The 15,227-nt window shown below is 74.8% G+C and carries 11 protein-coding genes and 1 tRNA gene; 7 read left to right on the top strand and 5 right to left on the bottom strand.

The genetic code is table 11. From position 1 onward, the window contains the following. Positions 1-87: 87 nt before the first annotated feature. Genes HOP40_RS05890 through HOP40_RS05880 form a run of 3 tightly spaced genes read left to right on the top strand, consistent with a single transcriptional unit; the run spans position 88 to position 3,358 of the window. Positions 88-1,602, top strand: coding sequence for a class I adenylate-forming enzyme family protein (locus HOP40_RS05890; RefSeq protein ID WP_172155399.1), 1,515 nt, complete (start codon positions 88-90; stop codon positions 1,600-1,602). Positions 1,603-1,634: 32 nt separating this feature from the next. After that, the gene (locus tag HOP40_RS05885; protein ID WP_172155397.1) at positions 1,635-2,756 is read left to right on the top strand and encodes a GAF domain-containing sensor histidine kinase; all 1,122 of its coding nucleotides are present in this window, start codon (positions 1,635-1,637) and stop codon (positions 2,754-2,756) included. Continuing rightward, complete coding sequence (locus HOP40_RS05880) at positions 2,750-3,358, top strand: response regulator (protein WP_172155395.1); 609 nt, start codon at positions 2,750-2,752, stop codon at positions 3,356-3,358. Before HOP40_RS05885 ends, HOP40_RS05880 begins: the two co-directional genes overlap by 7 nt. 60 nt (positions 3,359-3,418) lie before the next feature. On the opposite strand, the gene HOP40_RS05875 is transcribed toward HOP40_RS05880, so the two are convergent. Further along, positions 3,419-3,495, bottom strand: a tRNA-Pro gene (locus tag HOP40_RS05875). 35 nt (positions 3,496-3,530) lie between these two features. Beyond that, positions 3,531-4,472, bottom strand: coding sequence for a metallophosphoesterase (locus HOP40_RS05870; RefSeq protein WP_172155393.1), 942 nt, complete (start codon positions 4,470-4,472; stop codon positions 3,531-3,533). 35 nt (positions 4,473-4,507) lie between these two features. On the opposite strand from HOP40_RS05870, the gene HOP40_RS05865 reads away from it, so the two are divergent. Both HOP40_RS05865 and HOP40_RS05860 read left to right on the top strand, forming a co-directional pair. Next, a complete protein-coding gene (locus HOP40_RS05865) occupies positions 4,508-4,978 on the top strand; it encodes a GatB/YqeY domain-containing protein (protein WP_172155391.1) in 471 nt (156 codons plus the stop codon). 96 nt (positions 4,979-5,074) lie between these two features. After that, positions 5,075-5,263 (top strand): hypothetical protein, encoded by a 189-nt coding sequence (locus tag HOP40_RS05860; RefSeq protein ID WP_172155389.1) that lies wholly within the window; start codon positions 5,075-5,077, stop codon positions 5,261-5,263. Positions 5,264-5,310: 47 nt separating this feature from the next. On the opposite strand, the gene topA is transcribed toward HOP40_RS05860, so the two are convergent. The 3 genes from topA to HOP40_RS05845 form a co-directional block, all read right to left on the bottom strand. Then, the gene (gene topA / locus HOP40_RS05855; protein ID WP_172167919.1) at positions 5,311-8,028 is read right to left on the bottom strand and encodes a type I DNA topoisomerase; all 2,718 of its coding nucleotides are present in this window, start codon (positions 8,026-8,028) and stop codon (positions 5,311-5,313) included. A 282-nt stretch (positions 8,029-8,310) separates the two neighbouring features. Then, positions 8,311-8,919: a hypothetical protein gene (locus HOP40_RS05850; RefSeq protein ID WP_172155387.1), complete on the bottom strand. Its 609-nt coding sequence runs from the start codon at positions 8,917-8,919 to the stop codon at positions 8,311-8,313. Between the two features lie 101 nt (positions 8,920-9,020). Further along, the gene (locus tag HOP40_RS05845) at positions 9,021-11,342 is read right to left on the bottom strand and encodes a sodium-translocating pyrophosphatase (protein WP_172155385.1); all 2,322 of its coding nucleotides are present in this window, start codon (positions 11,340-11,342) and stop codon (positions 9,021-9,023) included. A gap of 234 nt (positions 11,343-11,576) precedes the next feature. Between HOP40_RS05845 and HOP40_RS05840 the strand changes: the two genes are divergently transcribed. Further along, the gene (locus HOP40_RS05840; protein ID WP_172155383.1) at positions 11,577-12,575 is read left to right on the top strand and encodes a serine hydrolase; all 999 of its coding nucleotides are present in this window, start codon (positions 11,577-11,579) and stop codon (positions 12,573-12,575) included. Positions 12,576-12,666: 91 nt separating this feature from the next. Then, positions 12,667-15,051: a DEAD/DEAH box helicase gene (locus HOP40_RS05835; protein ID WP_172155381.1), complete on the top strand. Its 2,385-nt coding sequence runs from the start codon at positions 12,667-12,669 to the stop codon at positions 15,049-15,051. Positions 15,052-15,227 lie beyond the last annotated feature (176 nt).

Genomic DNA, 15,227 nt, shown 5'->3' with positions numbered 1-15,227 from the left:
TCCCGGGCGACGCCACCACACCCGTTCGGGTGTGCCGGGACGCGGCGGAGTCCGGTGAGCTGTCCGCTCCTGAGTGCGGAGGTCGGTGTGGACGGTCCTGGGGACATCCTGCGGGTGGCGGCGGCGCGGTTCGGCGCGAAGACGGCGCTGGTGACGGCGACGCGGACGCTGACGTTCACCGAGCTCGACGCACTCAGCGACCGCGTGGCGGCGTGGCTCGCTGTGCGCGGCGTCCGCCCGGGCCAGGTGGTGTCGCTCTACGCGCAGAACCGGTGGGAGTGGGTCGTCACCGCGCACGGCGCGCTGAAGGCGGGCGCGGTCATCAACCCGGTCAACGTCATGCTGACGCCCGAGGAGCTCGCGTTCGTGCTGCGCGACTGCGGGTCGGCCACGGTGTTCACCAGCGCCGAGCAGGCCGGCACCGTCGTCGAGCTGACGCGCGACCTCCCCGAGCTCGGCACCGTCGTCGCGTACGGGGAGGCCGACGGGGCCGTGGGCTTCGCCGAGGTCCTGGCCTGCACGGACCCCGTGCCGGAGGTCGTCACGGACCCCGCGGCGCCGTCGACGATCGGCTACACCTCGGGCACGACCGGTCACCCCAAGGGCGCGGTGCAGAGCCACCGGGCGGTGCTGTGGAACTGCGCCACGACGGCCACGGTGCACGGCCGCCACGCCGGCGACGTCGTCGTCACGGCGCTGCCGGCGCCGCACGTCTACGGCAACGTCGCGATCAACGGGACGTTCCTCGCCGGCGGCACCGTCGTGCTGATGGAGCGGTTCGCGCCGGGCGAGGCGCTGCGGCTGATCGGCGAGCACCGGGCCACGCTGTTCGAGGGCGTGCCGGCGATGTACGCGATGCTGCTCGCCGACCCCGGCATCGCCGACGCCGACCTGTCGTCGCTCACGCGGTGCACGGTCGGCGGGCAGACGATCGCGCTGTCCACGATCGAGCGCTGGGAGACCCGCTCCGGCGCCCCGCTGATCGAGCTGTGGGGCATGACCGAGATCGCCGGGCTCGGCACCACCCACCCCCTGCACGCGCCGCCGGTGCCCGGCTCGATCGGTGTCTCGCTGCCCGGGGTGCAGGTGCGCATCGCCGACCTCGAGGACGTGCGGCGCGACGCGGCCCCGGGGGTCCCGGGTGAGCTGATGGTGCGCGGCCCGATCGTCATGATCGGCTATCACGGCAACCCGACGGCGACGGCCGAGGCGATCGAGCCCGACGGCTGGCTGCACACCGGCGACGTCGCCACGATGGACGAGACCGGGCACGTCTTCGTCGTCGACCGGCGCAAGGACATGATCATCACGGGCGGCTACAACGTCTACCCCGCCGAGGTCGAGCGCGTGCTGGCCGGGCACCCCGCCGTCGCGATGGTGGCGGTGGGGCCGGTGCCCGACCCGGTGCGCGGCGAGCTGGCCTGCGCCTACGTCGTGCCGGCCGCCGGGACGAGCCCGACCGAGGAGGAGCTCATCGCGCACACGGCCGGGCACCTGGCGGCCTACAAGCGCCCGCGGCTGGTCCGGTTCGTCGACGCGCTGCCCGCGACGTCGACGGGGAAGATCATGCGCCGCGAGCTCATCAAGCAGTTCACCCCGTGACAGGTGCCGCCGCGTCGGCGTTGAATGGCGCGGTGGACGACGAGCTCGAGGCGGTCGCCCGGGAGCAGGCCGAGCTGGTCGCGCTGCTGGACCGCCGCACCGCGCTCCGCGCCACGCTGGAGCGCCTCGCGGCCGACGGTGACGTCACGTGGGTGGCCGAGCCCGTGCCCGGCGACGACGAGCACGGCGAGTACCTCGTGCTGGGGCAGGTCCACGGCGACCGCACCGGCCTGCTGCGCGGGCTGCGCGTCCCCCGCGGGCTCGGCCTCACCGGCAAGGTGCACGACACCGCGAGCCCCCTCTGGGTCGACGACTACCTCCGCGCCACGGGCATCACCCACACCTTCGACGGGCACATCGAGGCCGAGGGCGTCCGCCGCCTGCTCGCGGTGCCGGTCCGGCGCGCGGGCCGGGTGCTCGGGGTGCTGGCCGTGGGTGCCCGCGTCGACGGGGCGTTCGGCGACCGCGCGGTCGAGCGGGCGCGCGCCGTGGCCGACGAGGCGGCGCTGGCCGTCGCCGTGGCGGAGCAGGCGCGGCTGGCCCGCGAGGTCGCCGTGCACGAGGAGCGCAGCCGCGTCGCCGCGGCGCTGCACGACAGCGTCGGGGCGCTGCTGTTCGCCATCGGCTCCGGGGTGGCGGGGCTGGCCGAGACCGCGGGCGGCGACCCCGAGCTCGTCGCCCGCCTCGACCGGCTGCAGCGCCAGGCGAGCGAGGCCTCCACGGCGCTGCGCGACTCCCTGCGGACGCTGCGCGCCTCGCCGTCGGCCCTCGCGCTGGCCGTGACGCTGCAGGCCGACTGCACCGCGTTCACCGACCGCACCGGCGTCCCCGCCGAGCTCGTCGTCCTCGACGAGGACCCACCGCGGCTCCCGCCCGCGGGCACGGAGGTGCTGGTGGCCGCGTTCCGGGAGGCGCTGCTCAACGTGGAGAAGCACGCGCGGGCCGGGGCCGTCGTCGTCACCGCCGGGCACCACCCCCGCGGCGACCGGATCGTCGTGGCCGTCACCGACGACGGTCGGGGCCTCCCGGCCGACCACGCGCCGGGCATCGGCCTCACCCACACCGCCGACGCGGCCGCCCGGCTCGGCGGGAGCGTGCGCGTGGCGTCGCCGCCGGAGGGCGGCGCGACCTGGCGCATCGAGCTGCCGTGCTGAGCGGTCGCGGCATCCGGGTCGTCGTCGTCGACGACCACCCGGTGGTGCGCGACGGCGTGGTCACCCAGCTCGACCGCCACGGCGACATCCGCGTCGTCGGGAGCGCCGCCGACGCGGCCGCGGCCGTCCGGCTCTGCGCCGCGGAGAAGCCCGACGTGGTGCTGCTCGACCTGCGCCTGCCCGACGCCGTGGCCGTCGACGTCGTGCCCCGGATCCGCGAGGTCTCACCCGCCAGCCGCGTGCTGCTGTTCACCGCGTTCCCCGAGCACGCCGCGGTGGCCCCGTCGCTGGCCGCGGGCGCGTGCGGGCTCGTCGTCAAGGACGCGTCGGGCACGGTGCTGCGCGACGCGCTGCGCGAGGTGTTCCGCACGGGCCGCTACGACGGTGCCGGCACCGCCGGCTCGGCCGCCGCCCCGGTCACTCCTCGCGAGTACGACGTCCTGCGGCTGGTCGCGTTCGGCCACACCAACGTCGAGATCGGCGAGCAGCTCGGGCTGTCGGTGAACACGGTCAAGACCTACCTGCACAACGTCATGGGCAAGCTGCAGGCCCGCAACCGCGCCCAGGTCATCGCGAACGCGCGGGCGCACGGGCTGCTCTGACAGACGCTCCCTGGGAACGGCGAAGGCCCTCCGGACCGTGTGGTCGGAGGGCCCTGCGTGTGGTCGGGGTGACAGGATTTGAACCTGCGACCTCTTCGTCCCGAACGAAGCGCGCTACCAAGCTGCGCCACACCCCGATGGCCCGTGATCGTGCTGCGAGCCGTGGACCACTCTAGCCGACGTCCGCCGCGGCGTCCGCGGGGGTGGCGTCCGCCGCCGTCGGGACCGCCGGGCGGGCGACGAGGGTCAGCAGGGTGGCCTCCGGCGGGCAGGCGAACCGGACCGGCGCCCACGGGGACGTGCCCAGACCGGCGGAGACGTGCAGGTGGGTGTGGGTGCCCCAGCGGGAGGCGCCGCGGGCGCGGGAGCGGTCGATGCCGCAGTTGGTGACGATCGCGCCGTAGCCGGGCAGGCGGAGCTGGCCGCCGTGGGTGTGGCCGGCCATGACGAGGTCGTAGCCGTCGGCCGCGAACGCGTCGAGGACGCGGGGCTCGGGGGAGTGCGTGAGGCCCAGGCGCAGGGCGTGGCCCGGGGCGGGGCGACCGGCGATGCGGTCGTAGCGGTCGAGCCCGAGGTGCGGGTCGTCGACGCCGGCGACCGCGACGGACACGCCGTCGACGTCGACGCTGAGCCGGGCGTGCGTGGCGTCCTGCCAGCCGCGCTCGACCATCGCCGCGCGCAGGTCCCGCCAGGGCAGCAGCTCGCCGGTCGGCTTGGTGCGCGTGCCGGTGAGGTAGCGGGCGGGGTTCTTCGGGGTCGGGCCGAAGTAGTCGTTGCTGCCGAACACGAACACGCCGGGCCGCGAGAGCAGCGGGTCGAGCGCGGCCATCACGCTCGGGACGGCGCGGGTGTGGGCGAGGTTGTCGCCGGTGTTGACGACGAGGTCGGGCTCCAGCGCGGCCAGCTCGGCCACCCAGCGCTGCTTGCCGCGCTGGCCCGGCGTCATGTGCAGGTCGGACACGTGCAGCACCGTCAGGGGCCGCGTGCCGGGGGCGAGGACCGGCACCGTGGCCTCGCGCAGCGTCCAGCGGCGGCGCTCGACACCCGCCCCGTAGGCGACGGCGGCCGCGCCCGTCGTCGTGGCTCCGATGGCGAGCCGAGCCCAGCTGTTCACCGCCCCAGGGTACGTCGGGGGTACCGTTCCGCGGCGTGAGCACCCTGAAGGCGCAGCTGCGGGCCGACCTGACCGCGGCGATGAAGGCCCGCGACGAGCTGGTCAAGTCCACCCTGCGGATGACGCTGACGGCCATCGGCAACGCCGAGGTCGCCGGCACCGAGGCGCGTGAGCTCTCCGACGACGAGGTGCTCAAGGTGATCGCCAAGGAGGCGAAGAAGCGCGCCGAGTCGGCGGAGGCGTTCGCCGGGGCGGGCCGTGACGAGCTCGCCGCGCAGGAGCGGGCCGAGGGCGAGATCCTCGACCGCTACCTGCCCACCCAGCTCTCCGACGACGAGCTGGCCGCGATCGCGCGCACCGCCGTCGACGAGACCGCCGCGGAGCTGGGCGAGCGGCCCGGCCCGCGTCAGATGGGGCAGGTCATGAAGAAGGCCAACGCCGCCGCGGCCGGCCGGGCCGACGGCGGGCGGGTCGCCGCCGCGGTGAAGGCGCTGCTCGTCGGCTGACCGTCGCGTATCAGGCGCACCGCCGCGCACCACCTACCGCCGTCGAGGGCGTCGGCGCGGCCCCGGGGGCCCGCCCGGTGGGAACGAGGTGGCGCGATGGACCGGACGGCACCGGCCGAAGGGTGGCGGCGGCTGGCGTGCGTGGTGCTGGCCGCGCTCGCGGTGGCCGTCGGGATCATGGCGCTGGGCACGCAGCAGGCGCGGGCGGCCGAGCCGTCCGGTCCGGGCGCGTGCGCGAGCGGGGTCGTGTGGCGGGAGGCGTTCGCGGGCGACCTCGCCTGCTGACCCCCGTGAGTGGATACGAGTGCTCCGGCACTCGTATCCACTCACGGCTACTTCTCGACCGGGGCCTTCTTGCGCGTCGCCGGCTTGCGGGCCGCCGGCTTCTTCGCGGGCGCCTTGCGCGCCGGGGCCTTCTTCGGCGCCGGCGCCTTCGCCCGCCGCTCGGCCAGCAGCTCGCTGGCCCGCTCGTCGGTGATCTGCTCGACGCTGTCGCCCTTGCGCAGGCTCGCGTTCGTCTCGCCGTCGGTGACGTACGGGCCGAACCGCCCGTCCTTGATCACCATCGGCTTCTTCGAGTTCGCGTCGACGCCGAGCTCGCGCAGCGGCGGGGTGGCCGCGGCCGTGCGCCGCCCGCGCTGCTTGGGCTGCTTGTAGATCTCCACGGCCTCCTCGAGGGTGACCGTGAACAGCTGCTCCTCGTCGGTGAGCGACCGCGAGTCGGTGCCCTTCTTGAGGTAGGGCCCGTAGCGGCCGTTCTGCGCGGTGATCTCCTCGCCGGTCTCCGGGTCGGTGCCCACCAGCCGTGGCAGCGACAGCAGCCGCAGCGCGTCCTCGAGCGTGATCGTCTCCGTCGACATGCCCTTGAACAGCGACCCGGTGCGCGGCTTCGGCTTCGCGGGCGCCTTCTTCGGCTTGGCCCCCTCGGCGGCCGGCGGGGCCTCCGGCTCGGGCAGGACCTCGGTGACGTAGGGCCCGTAGCGGCCCTCCTTGGCGACGATCTCGTGCCCGCTGATCGGGTCGACGCCCAGCGAGCGGCCCTCCTGCGGCACCGAGAACAGCTGCTCGGCGACCTCGGGCGTGAGTTCGTCGGGCGGCAGGTCCTCGGGCAGGTTGGCGCGCTGGGACTGCCCGTCGCGCACGCGCTCCAGGTAGGGGCCGTAGCGGCCGACGCGGACCACGACGTCGTCGAAGACCGGCACGGAGTTGATCTCCCGCGCGTCGATCTCCTCCAGGTTGACGCCGACGAGCTTCTTCAGCCCGCCCGCGCGCGCCACCGAGCCCTCGGAGCCCTGCTCGGCGCCGAAGTAGAAGCCCGACAGCCAGCTCGTGCGGCCCTGCGTGCCGGCGGCGATGGCGTCGAGCTCGTCCTCCATGGCGGCGGTGAAGTCGTAGTCGACGAGCCGGCCGAAGTGGTGCTCCAGCAGCCCGACGACGGCGAACGCGATCCACGAGGGGACCAGCGCCTGCCCCTTCTTCCACACGTACCCGCGGTCCTGGATCGTCTTGATGATCGAGGCGTAGGTGGACGGGCGGCCGATGCCGAGGTCCTCGAGCTGCTTGATCAGGCTCGGCTCGGTGAACCGCGACGGCGGGTTGGTCGAGTGCCCCTCGGCCGTGAGCGACGCGGCCGTCAGCGACTGGCCCTTCGTCAGCTCGGGCAGGCGCGACTCGGCGTCGTCGGCCTCGCCGCCCGCCTGGTCGTCGACGGTCTCGACGTAGGCGCGCAGGAAGCCGGGGAAGGTGATGGTGCGCCCGGACGTCGCGAACGTGACGGCCTCGCCGGTGGCGGCCGTGCCCGCGATGCGGACGCTGACCGTCGTGCCGCGCGCGTCGGCCATCTGCGAGGCGACGGTGCGCTGCCAGATCAGCTCGTAGAGGCGGAAGTCGTCGCCGTCGACCTCGCGGGCGATCTCGCCGGGCGTGCGGAAGACGTCGCCCGCGGGCCTGATGGCCTCGTGGGCCTCCTGCGCGTTCTTGACCTTCCGGGTGTACTGCCGCGGCTGGTCGGGGACGTAGGCGTCACCGTAGAGCTCGCGCGCCTGGCTCCTGGCCGCGTCGATGGCCGAGGCCGACAGCGTGGTGGAGTCGGTGCGGAGGTAGGTGATGTAGCCGTTCTCGTAGAGCCGCTGCGCGCTGCGCATCGTGCGGTCGGCGGAGAAGCGGAGCTTGCGGCCGGCCTCCTGCTGCAGCGTGGAGGTCATGAACGGCGGGTAGGGCTTGCGCGTGTAGGGCTTCGACTCGACCGACTCGACGGTGAGGTCGCGCCCCTCCAGCGCCTCGGCCAGGCGGCGGGCGCCGGCCTCGTCGAGGGCGGTGGCGTCGGACTTGAGGCGGCCGTCGGGGCCGAAGTCGCGGCCCGTGGCGACCCGGGCGCCGTCGATCGCGACCAGGCGCGAGCCGAACTGGCGCGGGGTGGCGTCGGCGCCCGCGTCCATCTGCGCGGCGATGTCCCAGTACGACGCCGACACGAACGCCATGCGCTCGCGCTCGCGCGCCACCACGATCCGCGTGGCCACCGACTGCACCCGGCCCGCCGAGAGCTTCGGCATGACCTTCTTCCACAGCACGGGGGAGACCTCGTAGCCGTAGAGGCGGTCGAGGATGCGGCGCGTCTCCTGGGCGTCGACCATGTCCTGGTCGAGGTCGCGCAGGTTCTCCACCGCGGCGCGGATGGCCGGCTCGCTGATCTCGTGGAAGACCATCCGGCGGACCGGGACCTTCGGCTTGAGCGTGTCGAGCAGGTGCCAGGCGATGGCCTCGCCCTCGCGGTCGGGGTCCGTGGCGAGCAGGACCTCGTCGACGGACTTCAGCGCCTCACGGAGCTCGGCGACCTTGCTGCGCTTCTCCGGCGTGATGATGTAGAGCGGAGCGAAGGAGTTGTCGACGTCGACGCCCAGGCGGGCCCAGGCCTCGCCCTTGTGCTTGGCGGGGACGTCGGCGGCACCGCGGGGCAGGTCGCGGATGTGGCCGACGGAGGCCTCGACGACGTAGTCCTTGCCCAGGAACTTCTGGATCTTCGCGGCCTTCGTGCCCGACTCGACGATCACCAGGCGGCGCGTCGGCCGTCCGGTCGTGGCGGCCCGGGGCGTGGACGTGCGACGCCCGCCCCCGGACTTCGGGGTGCCGGTGCTCTCCCCGGTCTCGGGTGTCGAACTCGTCGTTCCGGTGGTCACAGTGTCCTGTCCTTCGCGGCTGCGCGGAGGTTCCGCCCTCGCAGTATGCGTGCCTCGTCTTCCGGCCTACACACCGATACCGGGCCTGCCCACCCACGCAGGGTGTCGCCTCGGTCACACCGGGGCCCTCGTGCCGGGGGAGCCTAACCACCCTTGTCAACCCGCGCGGCGCCCCCAGCACCGCGGCCAGTCGGTGTCGGCGACCCCTCGCGGCACCGGTCCGACCAGCTCGACGAGCCGCTGCACGCGCCGCGTCCCGCTGATCCTCAGGACCGTGCCGTCGCCCACGCGGGCGGGCGGGATGCCGAGCCGCGTGGTGGCCGCGACCAGCGGGAGGTGGGTCTGCGGGGCGTCCGGGTCGAGCAGGAGGAGGTACCCGCCGCGCTCGTCGGGGCGGCCCGCGGACAGGGCCCACAGGCGCAGGGCCGCGCCGTCGAGCTGCCACCCGGCGGGGACCGCCTTGACGCCTTCACCCGCTCGTCCGGGTGCCAGCCACTCCGCGGCGAGCGGGACGAGGTCGCAGCGGAACGCCGTGCGGACCGAGGGGGTGCCCGCGGCGGTGGTGACGGAGGTGACGGGGATGCCGGTGGCCGCGCAGGCGGCGACGACGGCGCGGGCGCGTCCGGCGTCGATGAGGTCGGCGGAGAGCCGGGCCTGGTCGCCCGCGCCGAAGCGGACGATCCGGCCGGGGCCGCAGAGCAGGCCGGCGAGGTCGCGGACCCCGGCGGGGCGCGCGTCGGCGGAGAACAGCGACAGCTGCGGCACGACGCGCAGGATAGAACACCCGTTCGATCCGGTCTCCCCCCGACGCGCCGGAGGCCGCCCACCCGACGGGTGGACGGCCTCCGTTCTGCGGGGGAGCTCGGTCAGGCGACCGCACTCTCCGCGGGGGTGTCGGTGATGGACGTCGAGCGGCGCTTGGCCACCACGAGCGCCCCGACGATGATCGCGACCGCGACGAGCGCGATGGCGATGCTGATCACCGGGTTGGCCGTGGAACCCACGGACAGGGCCACGACGGCCGGCGCGATGAGCACCGAGACCAGGTTCATGACCTTGAGCAGCGGGTTGATCGACGGGCCGGCGGTGTCCTTGAACGGGTCGCCCACGGTGTCACCGATGATGGTGGCCTCGTGCGCGGGCGAGCCCTTGCCGCCGTGGTTGCCGTCCTCGACCAGCTTCTTCGCGTTGTCCCACGCGCCACCGGAGTTGGCGAGGAAGATCGCCATCAGGGTGCCGGTGGCGATGGCGCCGGCCAGGTAGCCGGCCAGCGGGCCGACGCCGAGGCCGAAGCCGACCGCGATCGGCGACAGGATGGCGAGAAGGCCGGGGGTGGCCAGCTCGCGCAGCGAGTCGCGCGTGCAGATGTCGACGACGCGGGAGTAGTCGGGCCGCACGGAGTAGTCCATGATCCCCGGGTTCTCCCGGAACTGGCGGCGCACCTCGAACACGATCGCGCCCGCGGCCCGGGTGACGGCGTTGATCGCCAGACCCGAGAACATGAACACGACCGAGGCGCCGATGATCACGCCGACGAGGGTGTTCGGGGCGAACACCTCGTAGGCGAAGGCGGTGCCGGCGTCGCCCAGTGCGACGCCCGCCTCGGCCAGCGCCACCGTGATCGCGTCGCGGTAGGAGCCGAACAGCGCGGTGGCCGCGAGCACGGCCGTGGCGATCGCGATGCCCTTCGTGATGGCCTTCGTCGTGTTCCCCACCGCGTCGAGCTCGGTGAGGATGTCCACGCCGGCGCCGGTGACGTCGCCCGACATCTCGGCGATGCCCTGGGCGTTGTCGGCCACCGGGCCGAACGTGTCCATGGCGACGATGACGCCGACCGTGGTGAGCAGGCCGGTACCGGCCAGCGCCACCGCGAACAGGGCCACCGTGATCGAGCCCGTGGCCAGCGCGAACGCGCCGAACACGGCCGCGCTGATCACCAGCGCGGTGTAGACCGCGGACTCGAAGCCGATCGAGATGCCGGACAGGATGACCGTGGCCGCACCGGTGAGCGAGGACTTGCCCACGTCCTGGACGGGCTTGTCCTCCGTGCCGGTGTAGTAGCCGGTCAGCTTGAGGATGGCCGCGGCCAGCACGATGCCGATGATCACGGCGACCGTGGCCAGCAGGCGCGGGTCGGTGCCCGCCATGTCGCCGACGACCGTGGCGTCGGACGGGTTGGTCAGCCCCTCGAAGGTGCCCGGGAGGTAGACGTAGGCGGCGACCGCGCTGAGCACCGCGGAGATGCCCGCGGAGATGTAGAAGCTCCGGTTGATCGTCGTCAGGCTGCCCTCGTTCGGGCGGGTGCGGGTGATGTAGACGCCGATCACCGCGGTGATCACGCCGATGGCCGGCACGATCAGCGGGAACAGCAGGCCCTGCAGGCCGAACGCGGCGGTGCCGAGGATCAGCGCGGCCACGAGCGTCACGGCGTAGGACTCGAAGAGGTCCGCGGCCATGCCGGCGCAGTCACCCACGTTGTCGCCGACGTTGTCGGCGATCGTGGCGGCGTTGCGGGGGTCGTCCTCGGGGATGCCCTGCTCGACCTTGCCGACGAGGTCGGCACCCACGTCCGCGGCCTTGGTGAAGATGCCGCCGCCGACGCGCATGAACATCGCGAGCAGCGCGGCACCGAAGCCGAAGCCCTCCAGCACGCGGGGAGCGCCACCGGCGTAGACCAGCACGACGACGGCCGCACCGAACAGGCCGAGGCCGACGGTGAACATGCCGACGACGCCGCCGGTGCGGAACGCGATGCGGGTGGCCTTCTCCCGGCCGCCCTCCTCGCGCGACGCCGAGGCGACCCGGATGTTCGCGGCCGTGGCCAGGCGCATGCCCAGGCTGCCGATGGTGGCCGAGAACAGCGCGCCGATCAGGAAGAAGATCGAGCGGCCGATGCTCTCGCCGAAGTTCGCTGCGGGGAGCGCGAACAGCAGGAAGAACACGATGACGACGAAGACGCCGAGCGTCTTGAACTGGCGGTTGAGGTACGCCGTGGCGCCTTCCTGGACCGCTCGGCCGATGTCCTGCATCTTGTCGGTACCCGCGTCAGCAGCGAGGACCTCCTTGCGCAGGACGAAGCCGATGGCCAGGGCGGCGAGGGCGACCACCGCGACCACACCGACGATGATGTAGTCGTTCGACGCGAGCGCGATCGAGTTCGCGTCCGCGGCGAGGGTGGACCGAGACATCCGTCCTCCTGGTTCTGTGGATCACATGGGCCAGGGGGAGCAGACGTCGACCCTGGCGTCGTCACGAGCCGTCTCCGCAGGTGAGCGCGGTGACGGGCGGGTGCAGTGTAGATGTGTGACCCAGGCCGCGCTGCAGCGGAGGGGCGTCGCGCCGGTCCCGCAACGATAGGGTCACGAAGTGCTCGTAGGGTGCGTACCCGTGAACTCCGACGGTGTGCCGTTCGTGATCCGCCCGTGACGAACCGCGCCCGTCCGGTCGCCGCCGGTGGTCTGGTGGCCGCCTGCCTCGCCGTGATCTGCCTGGCCATCCCGCTGGTCGCGGCGGACGACCGCCCGCCCTCGCCCGTGGCCGCGCGGCTGGTCGTGGCGCCCTCGGCCGGGGACGCCGAGCCGTCCGCCGACGCCGGTTCCGTCGCCGACGGCCTCGCCGTCGGGGGCCTGCCGCTGCCCGACGTCGCCGCCGGGCTGGGCAGCATCGTCCCGGCCGCCCGCACCGGTCTGGCCCGGGCCGCCGTCGAGGCCGCGCAGTCGGCGGCCGCGCCCGCGACCGAGCTCGGGGTGGCCGTGCTCGACCGCGTCACCGGGGAGACGGCCGTCGGGGACCGCGGGGCCGAGCCGTTCTACACGGCGTCGCTGTCGAAGCTGGTGGTCGCGGTCGACATGCTCGACCGGCGCCGCACCGAGGGGCTGGTGGTGACTCAGCAGGACCTCGACCTGGTGCGCCGCGCGCTCGGGCCCAGCGACGACGGCGCGATGAACGCGCTGTGGACCCGCTTCGACGGGGTCGGCGCAGCGGCACGGGTGAGCGCCGCCGTGGGCCTGACCGGCACGACCGCGCCCGCCGACCCGTCGCAGTGGGGCGAGATGTCGGTGCCGGCCACCGACTACCTGCGCCTCTACGACCACATCCTCACCGGCATGGCCGACGCCGACCGCACGTTCCTCGTCGACGCGCTGGCCGCGGCGCCCGCGACCGCCCGCGACGGCTTCGACCAGGCCTTCGGCCTGCTCGACCCGGGGGTGGACGGGCCGGGCGCGCCCGGTGCGGCGGCCAAGCAGGGCTGGATGTGTTGCTTCTCGGGGCAGTACTACCTGCACAGCGCGGGCCTGGTGGGTGCCGACGAGCGGTTCGTCGTGGCGGTGCTGACCCGCGTGCCCAGCTCTCCCGGCTGGAACGCGGCCCGGGCCGACGTGACGGACGTGGCGGAGGCCGCGGTGCGGGCGCTGGCCTGAACCGCTGCACCACCGGGCCGGCCGACCGGACTGTCGGGGCCGTGTGCCAGCCTCGGTCCCCGTGGACGGCGGCGAGCGCAGGGGTGCGGCGGTGACGGCCGACCGCGGGGAGGCACTGCTGCGCCGGGTGCTCGCCGGGGCCGGCTCCGCGCATCCCGCCGACGACCCGTTCGGGCCCTGGCCGTCCGGCGGGGGCCCGACCGGTGACGGCCCGCTGCGCCACGTCGCCACCGTGCCCGCCCGCGAGGGCGACGTCGTGCCGTGGCCCGGCTGGGTGGCGGCGCCGGTGCGCGAGGCGTTCGTGCGCCGCGGGGTGGGCGCCCCGTGGCGGCACCAGGCCGAGGCGGCCTCGCTCGCGCACGCCGGGCGCGACGTCGTGGTGGCCACCGGCACGGCGTCGGGGAAGTCGCTCGCCTACCAGCTGCCGGTGCTCTCGCGGCTCGCCGAGGACCCACGCGCCACCGCGCTCTACCTCTCGCCGACCAAGGCGCTGGCCGCCGACCAGCTCCGCGCGCTGGCCGAGCTCGACCTGCCCGGCGTCCGGCCCGCCCCGCTCGACGGCGACACCCCGCTGGAGGAGCGCGACTGGGCCCGCGCCCACTCGCGCTGGATCTTCAGCAACCCCGACATGCTGCACCGCGCCGTCCTGCCCCGGCACAGCCGCTGGGCCACCTTCCTGCGTCGGCTGTGCGTCGTGGTCGTCGACGAGTGCCACACCTACCGCGGGGTGTTCGGCTCGCACGTGGCGCTGCTGCTGCGGCGGCTGCTGCGGGTGGCCGCCCGCTACGGCGCCCGCCCGACCGTCGTGCTGGCCTCGGCCACCGTGGCCGAGCCCGCCGCGTTCGCGAGCCGGCTCACCGGGCGCGCCGTCACGGCCGTCACCGTCGACGCCTCCCCGCACGCCGGGCGCACCGTCGCCCTGTGGGAGCCGCCGCTGCTGCCCGAGCTGACCGGCGAGAACGGGGCCCCGGTGCGGCGCCCGGCGGGCTCCGAGGCGGCGCGGATGCTCGCCGACCTCGTTGTCGAGGGCGCCCGCACGCTCGCCTTCGTGCGCTCGCGGCGCGGCGCGGAGCTCACCGCTCTGGGGGCGCAGCGGCTGCTCGCCGACGTCGACCCCGACCTGGCCGCACGCGTGGCGGCCTACCGCGGCGGCTACCTCCCCGAGGAGCGCCGCGCGCTCGAGGCGGCCCTCGCGAGCGGTGCACTGCTCGGGGTGGCCACCACCAACGCCCTCGAGCTGGGCGTCGACATCGCGGGGCTCGACGCCGTGGTCGTCGCCGGGTTCCCGGGCACCCGCGCGTCGTTCTGGCAGCAGGCCGGGCGCGCCGGGCGGGCCGCCGACTCGGCGCTGGTCGTGCTCGTGGCCCGCGACGACCCGATGGACACCTACCTCGTGCACCACCCCGACGCGCTTCTCGGCGCACCCGTCGAGGGCTGCGTGCTCGACCCGGCCAACCCCTACGTGCTGGCGCCGCAGCTGGTCTGCGCGGCCGCGGAGCTGCCGATCACCGAGGACGACGTCGAGGAGCTGTTCGGCGGGGCGCCGGCCGCGGCCGTGCTCGACGAGCTGGTGGCCGACGGCGTGCTGCGCCGTCGCCCGGCCGGCTGGTTCTGGCCCTCCCCGCGGGAGCGGCCCGCAGGCTCGGTCGACATCCGCGGCTCGGGGCTCGGGCAGGTGGCCGTGGTGGAGGCGGGCACCGGGCGGATGCTCGGCACGGTGGACGCGGCCTCGGCGCCCGCCTCCGTGCACCCCGGCGCGGTGTACCTGCACCGGGGCGAGAGCCACCTGGTGGAGGAGCTCGACCTCGACGCGGGCGTCGCCCTGGTGGTGGCGGCCGACCCCGACTGGCGCACCGACGCGCGCTCGACCGCCGACGTCGAGGTCGTGCGGGTGCTGTCGCGGCGCGAGCACGGGCCGGTCGGCGTCGCGTTCGCCGAGGTGGACGTGACCTCGCAGGTGGTGGCCTACCAGCGCCGCGCCCCCGACGGCACCGTCCTGGAGACCGTGCCGCTCGACATGCCCGAGCAGACGCTGCGCACGCGGTCGGTCCTCTACGACGTCGACGACGCCGCCCTGGCCGCCGCCGGGGTCGGGCCCGACGACTTGCCCGGTGCCCTGCACGCCGCGGAGCACGCGGCGATCGGTCTGCTGCCGCTGTTCGCGATCTGCGACCGCTGGGACATCGGCGGCATGTCGACGGCCCTGCACCCGCACACCGGCCGCCCCACCGTCTTCGTGCACGACGGCCACCCCGGCGGGGCCGGGTTCGCCGAGCGCGGGCACGAGGTGCTGCGCGCCTGGCTGACGGCCACCCGCGCCGCGATCCGCGACTGCGGCTGCCGCAGCGGGTGCCCGTCGTGCGTGCAGTCGCCCAAGTGCGGCAACGGCAACGCGCCGCTCGACAAACGGGGTGCGGTGCGGGTGCTCGACGTGGTGCTCGCGGCCCTGGCCGGGCCGGTGACCGCGGGCGGCTGATCCGGCGTCCCGCCGGCTCGGGAGGTGGTTGCCGGCCGGTCCGCGGGGCAGCGGGCCGGCCGGCAACAACCGATTCGCGGTGAGCCGGCCGGGGGTTGCGTCGGGGGGACGCGCCGGGCCCTCCGCAGTTCGGGGAGCGGGTCGGTGCGGAACGGGGCGTGAGCTCCGTCGTGACA

Source organism: Pseudonocardia broussonetiae, assembly GCF_013155125.1.
GTDB classification, from domain to species: domain Bacteria; phylum Actinomycetota; class Actinomycetes; order Mycobacteriales; family Pseudonocardiaceae; genus Pseudonocardia; species Pseudonocardia broussonetiae.
Note: the sequence above shows the minus strand (reverse complement) of the source record. Positions and strands in the feature narration are given on the sequence as shown.

Excerpts from the sequence above, each read along its gene's own strand:
- HOP40_RS05860 (WP_172155389.1), top strand. The coding sequence starts at position 5,075 with ATGGACCGGACGGCACCGGCCGAAGGGTGGCGGCGGCTGGCGTGCGTG.
- HOP40_RS05845 (WP_172155385.1), bottom strand. The coding sequence starts at position 11,342 with ATGTCTCGGTCCACCCTCGCCGCGGACGCGAACTCGATCGCGCTCGCG.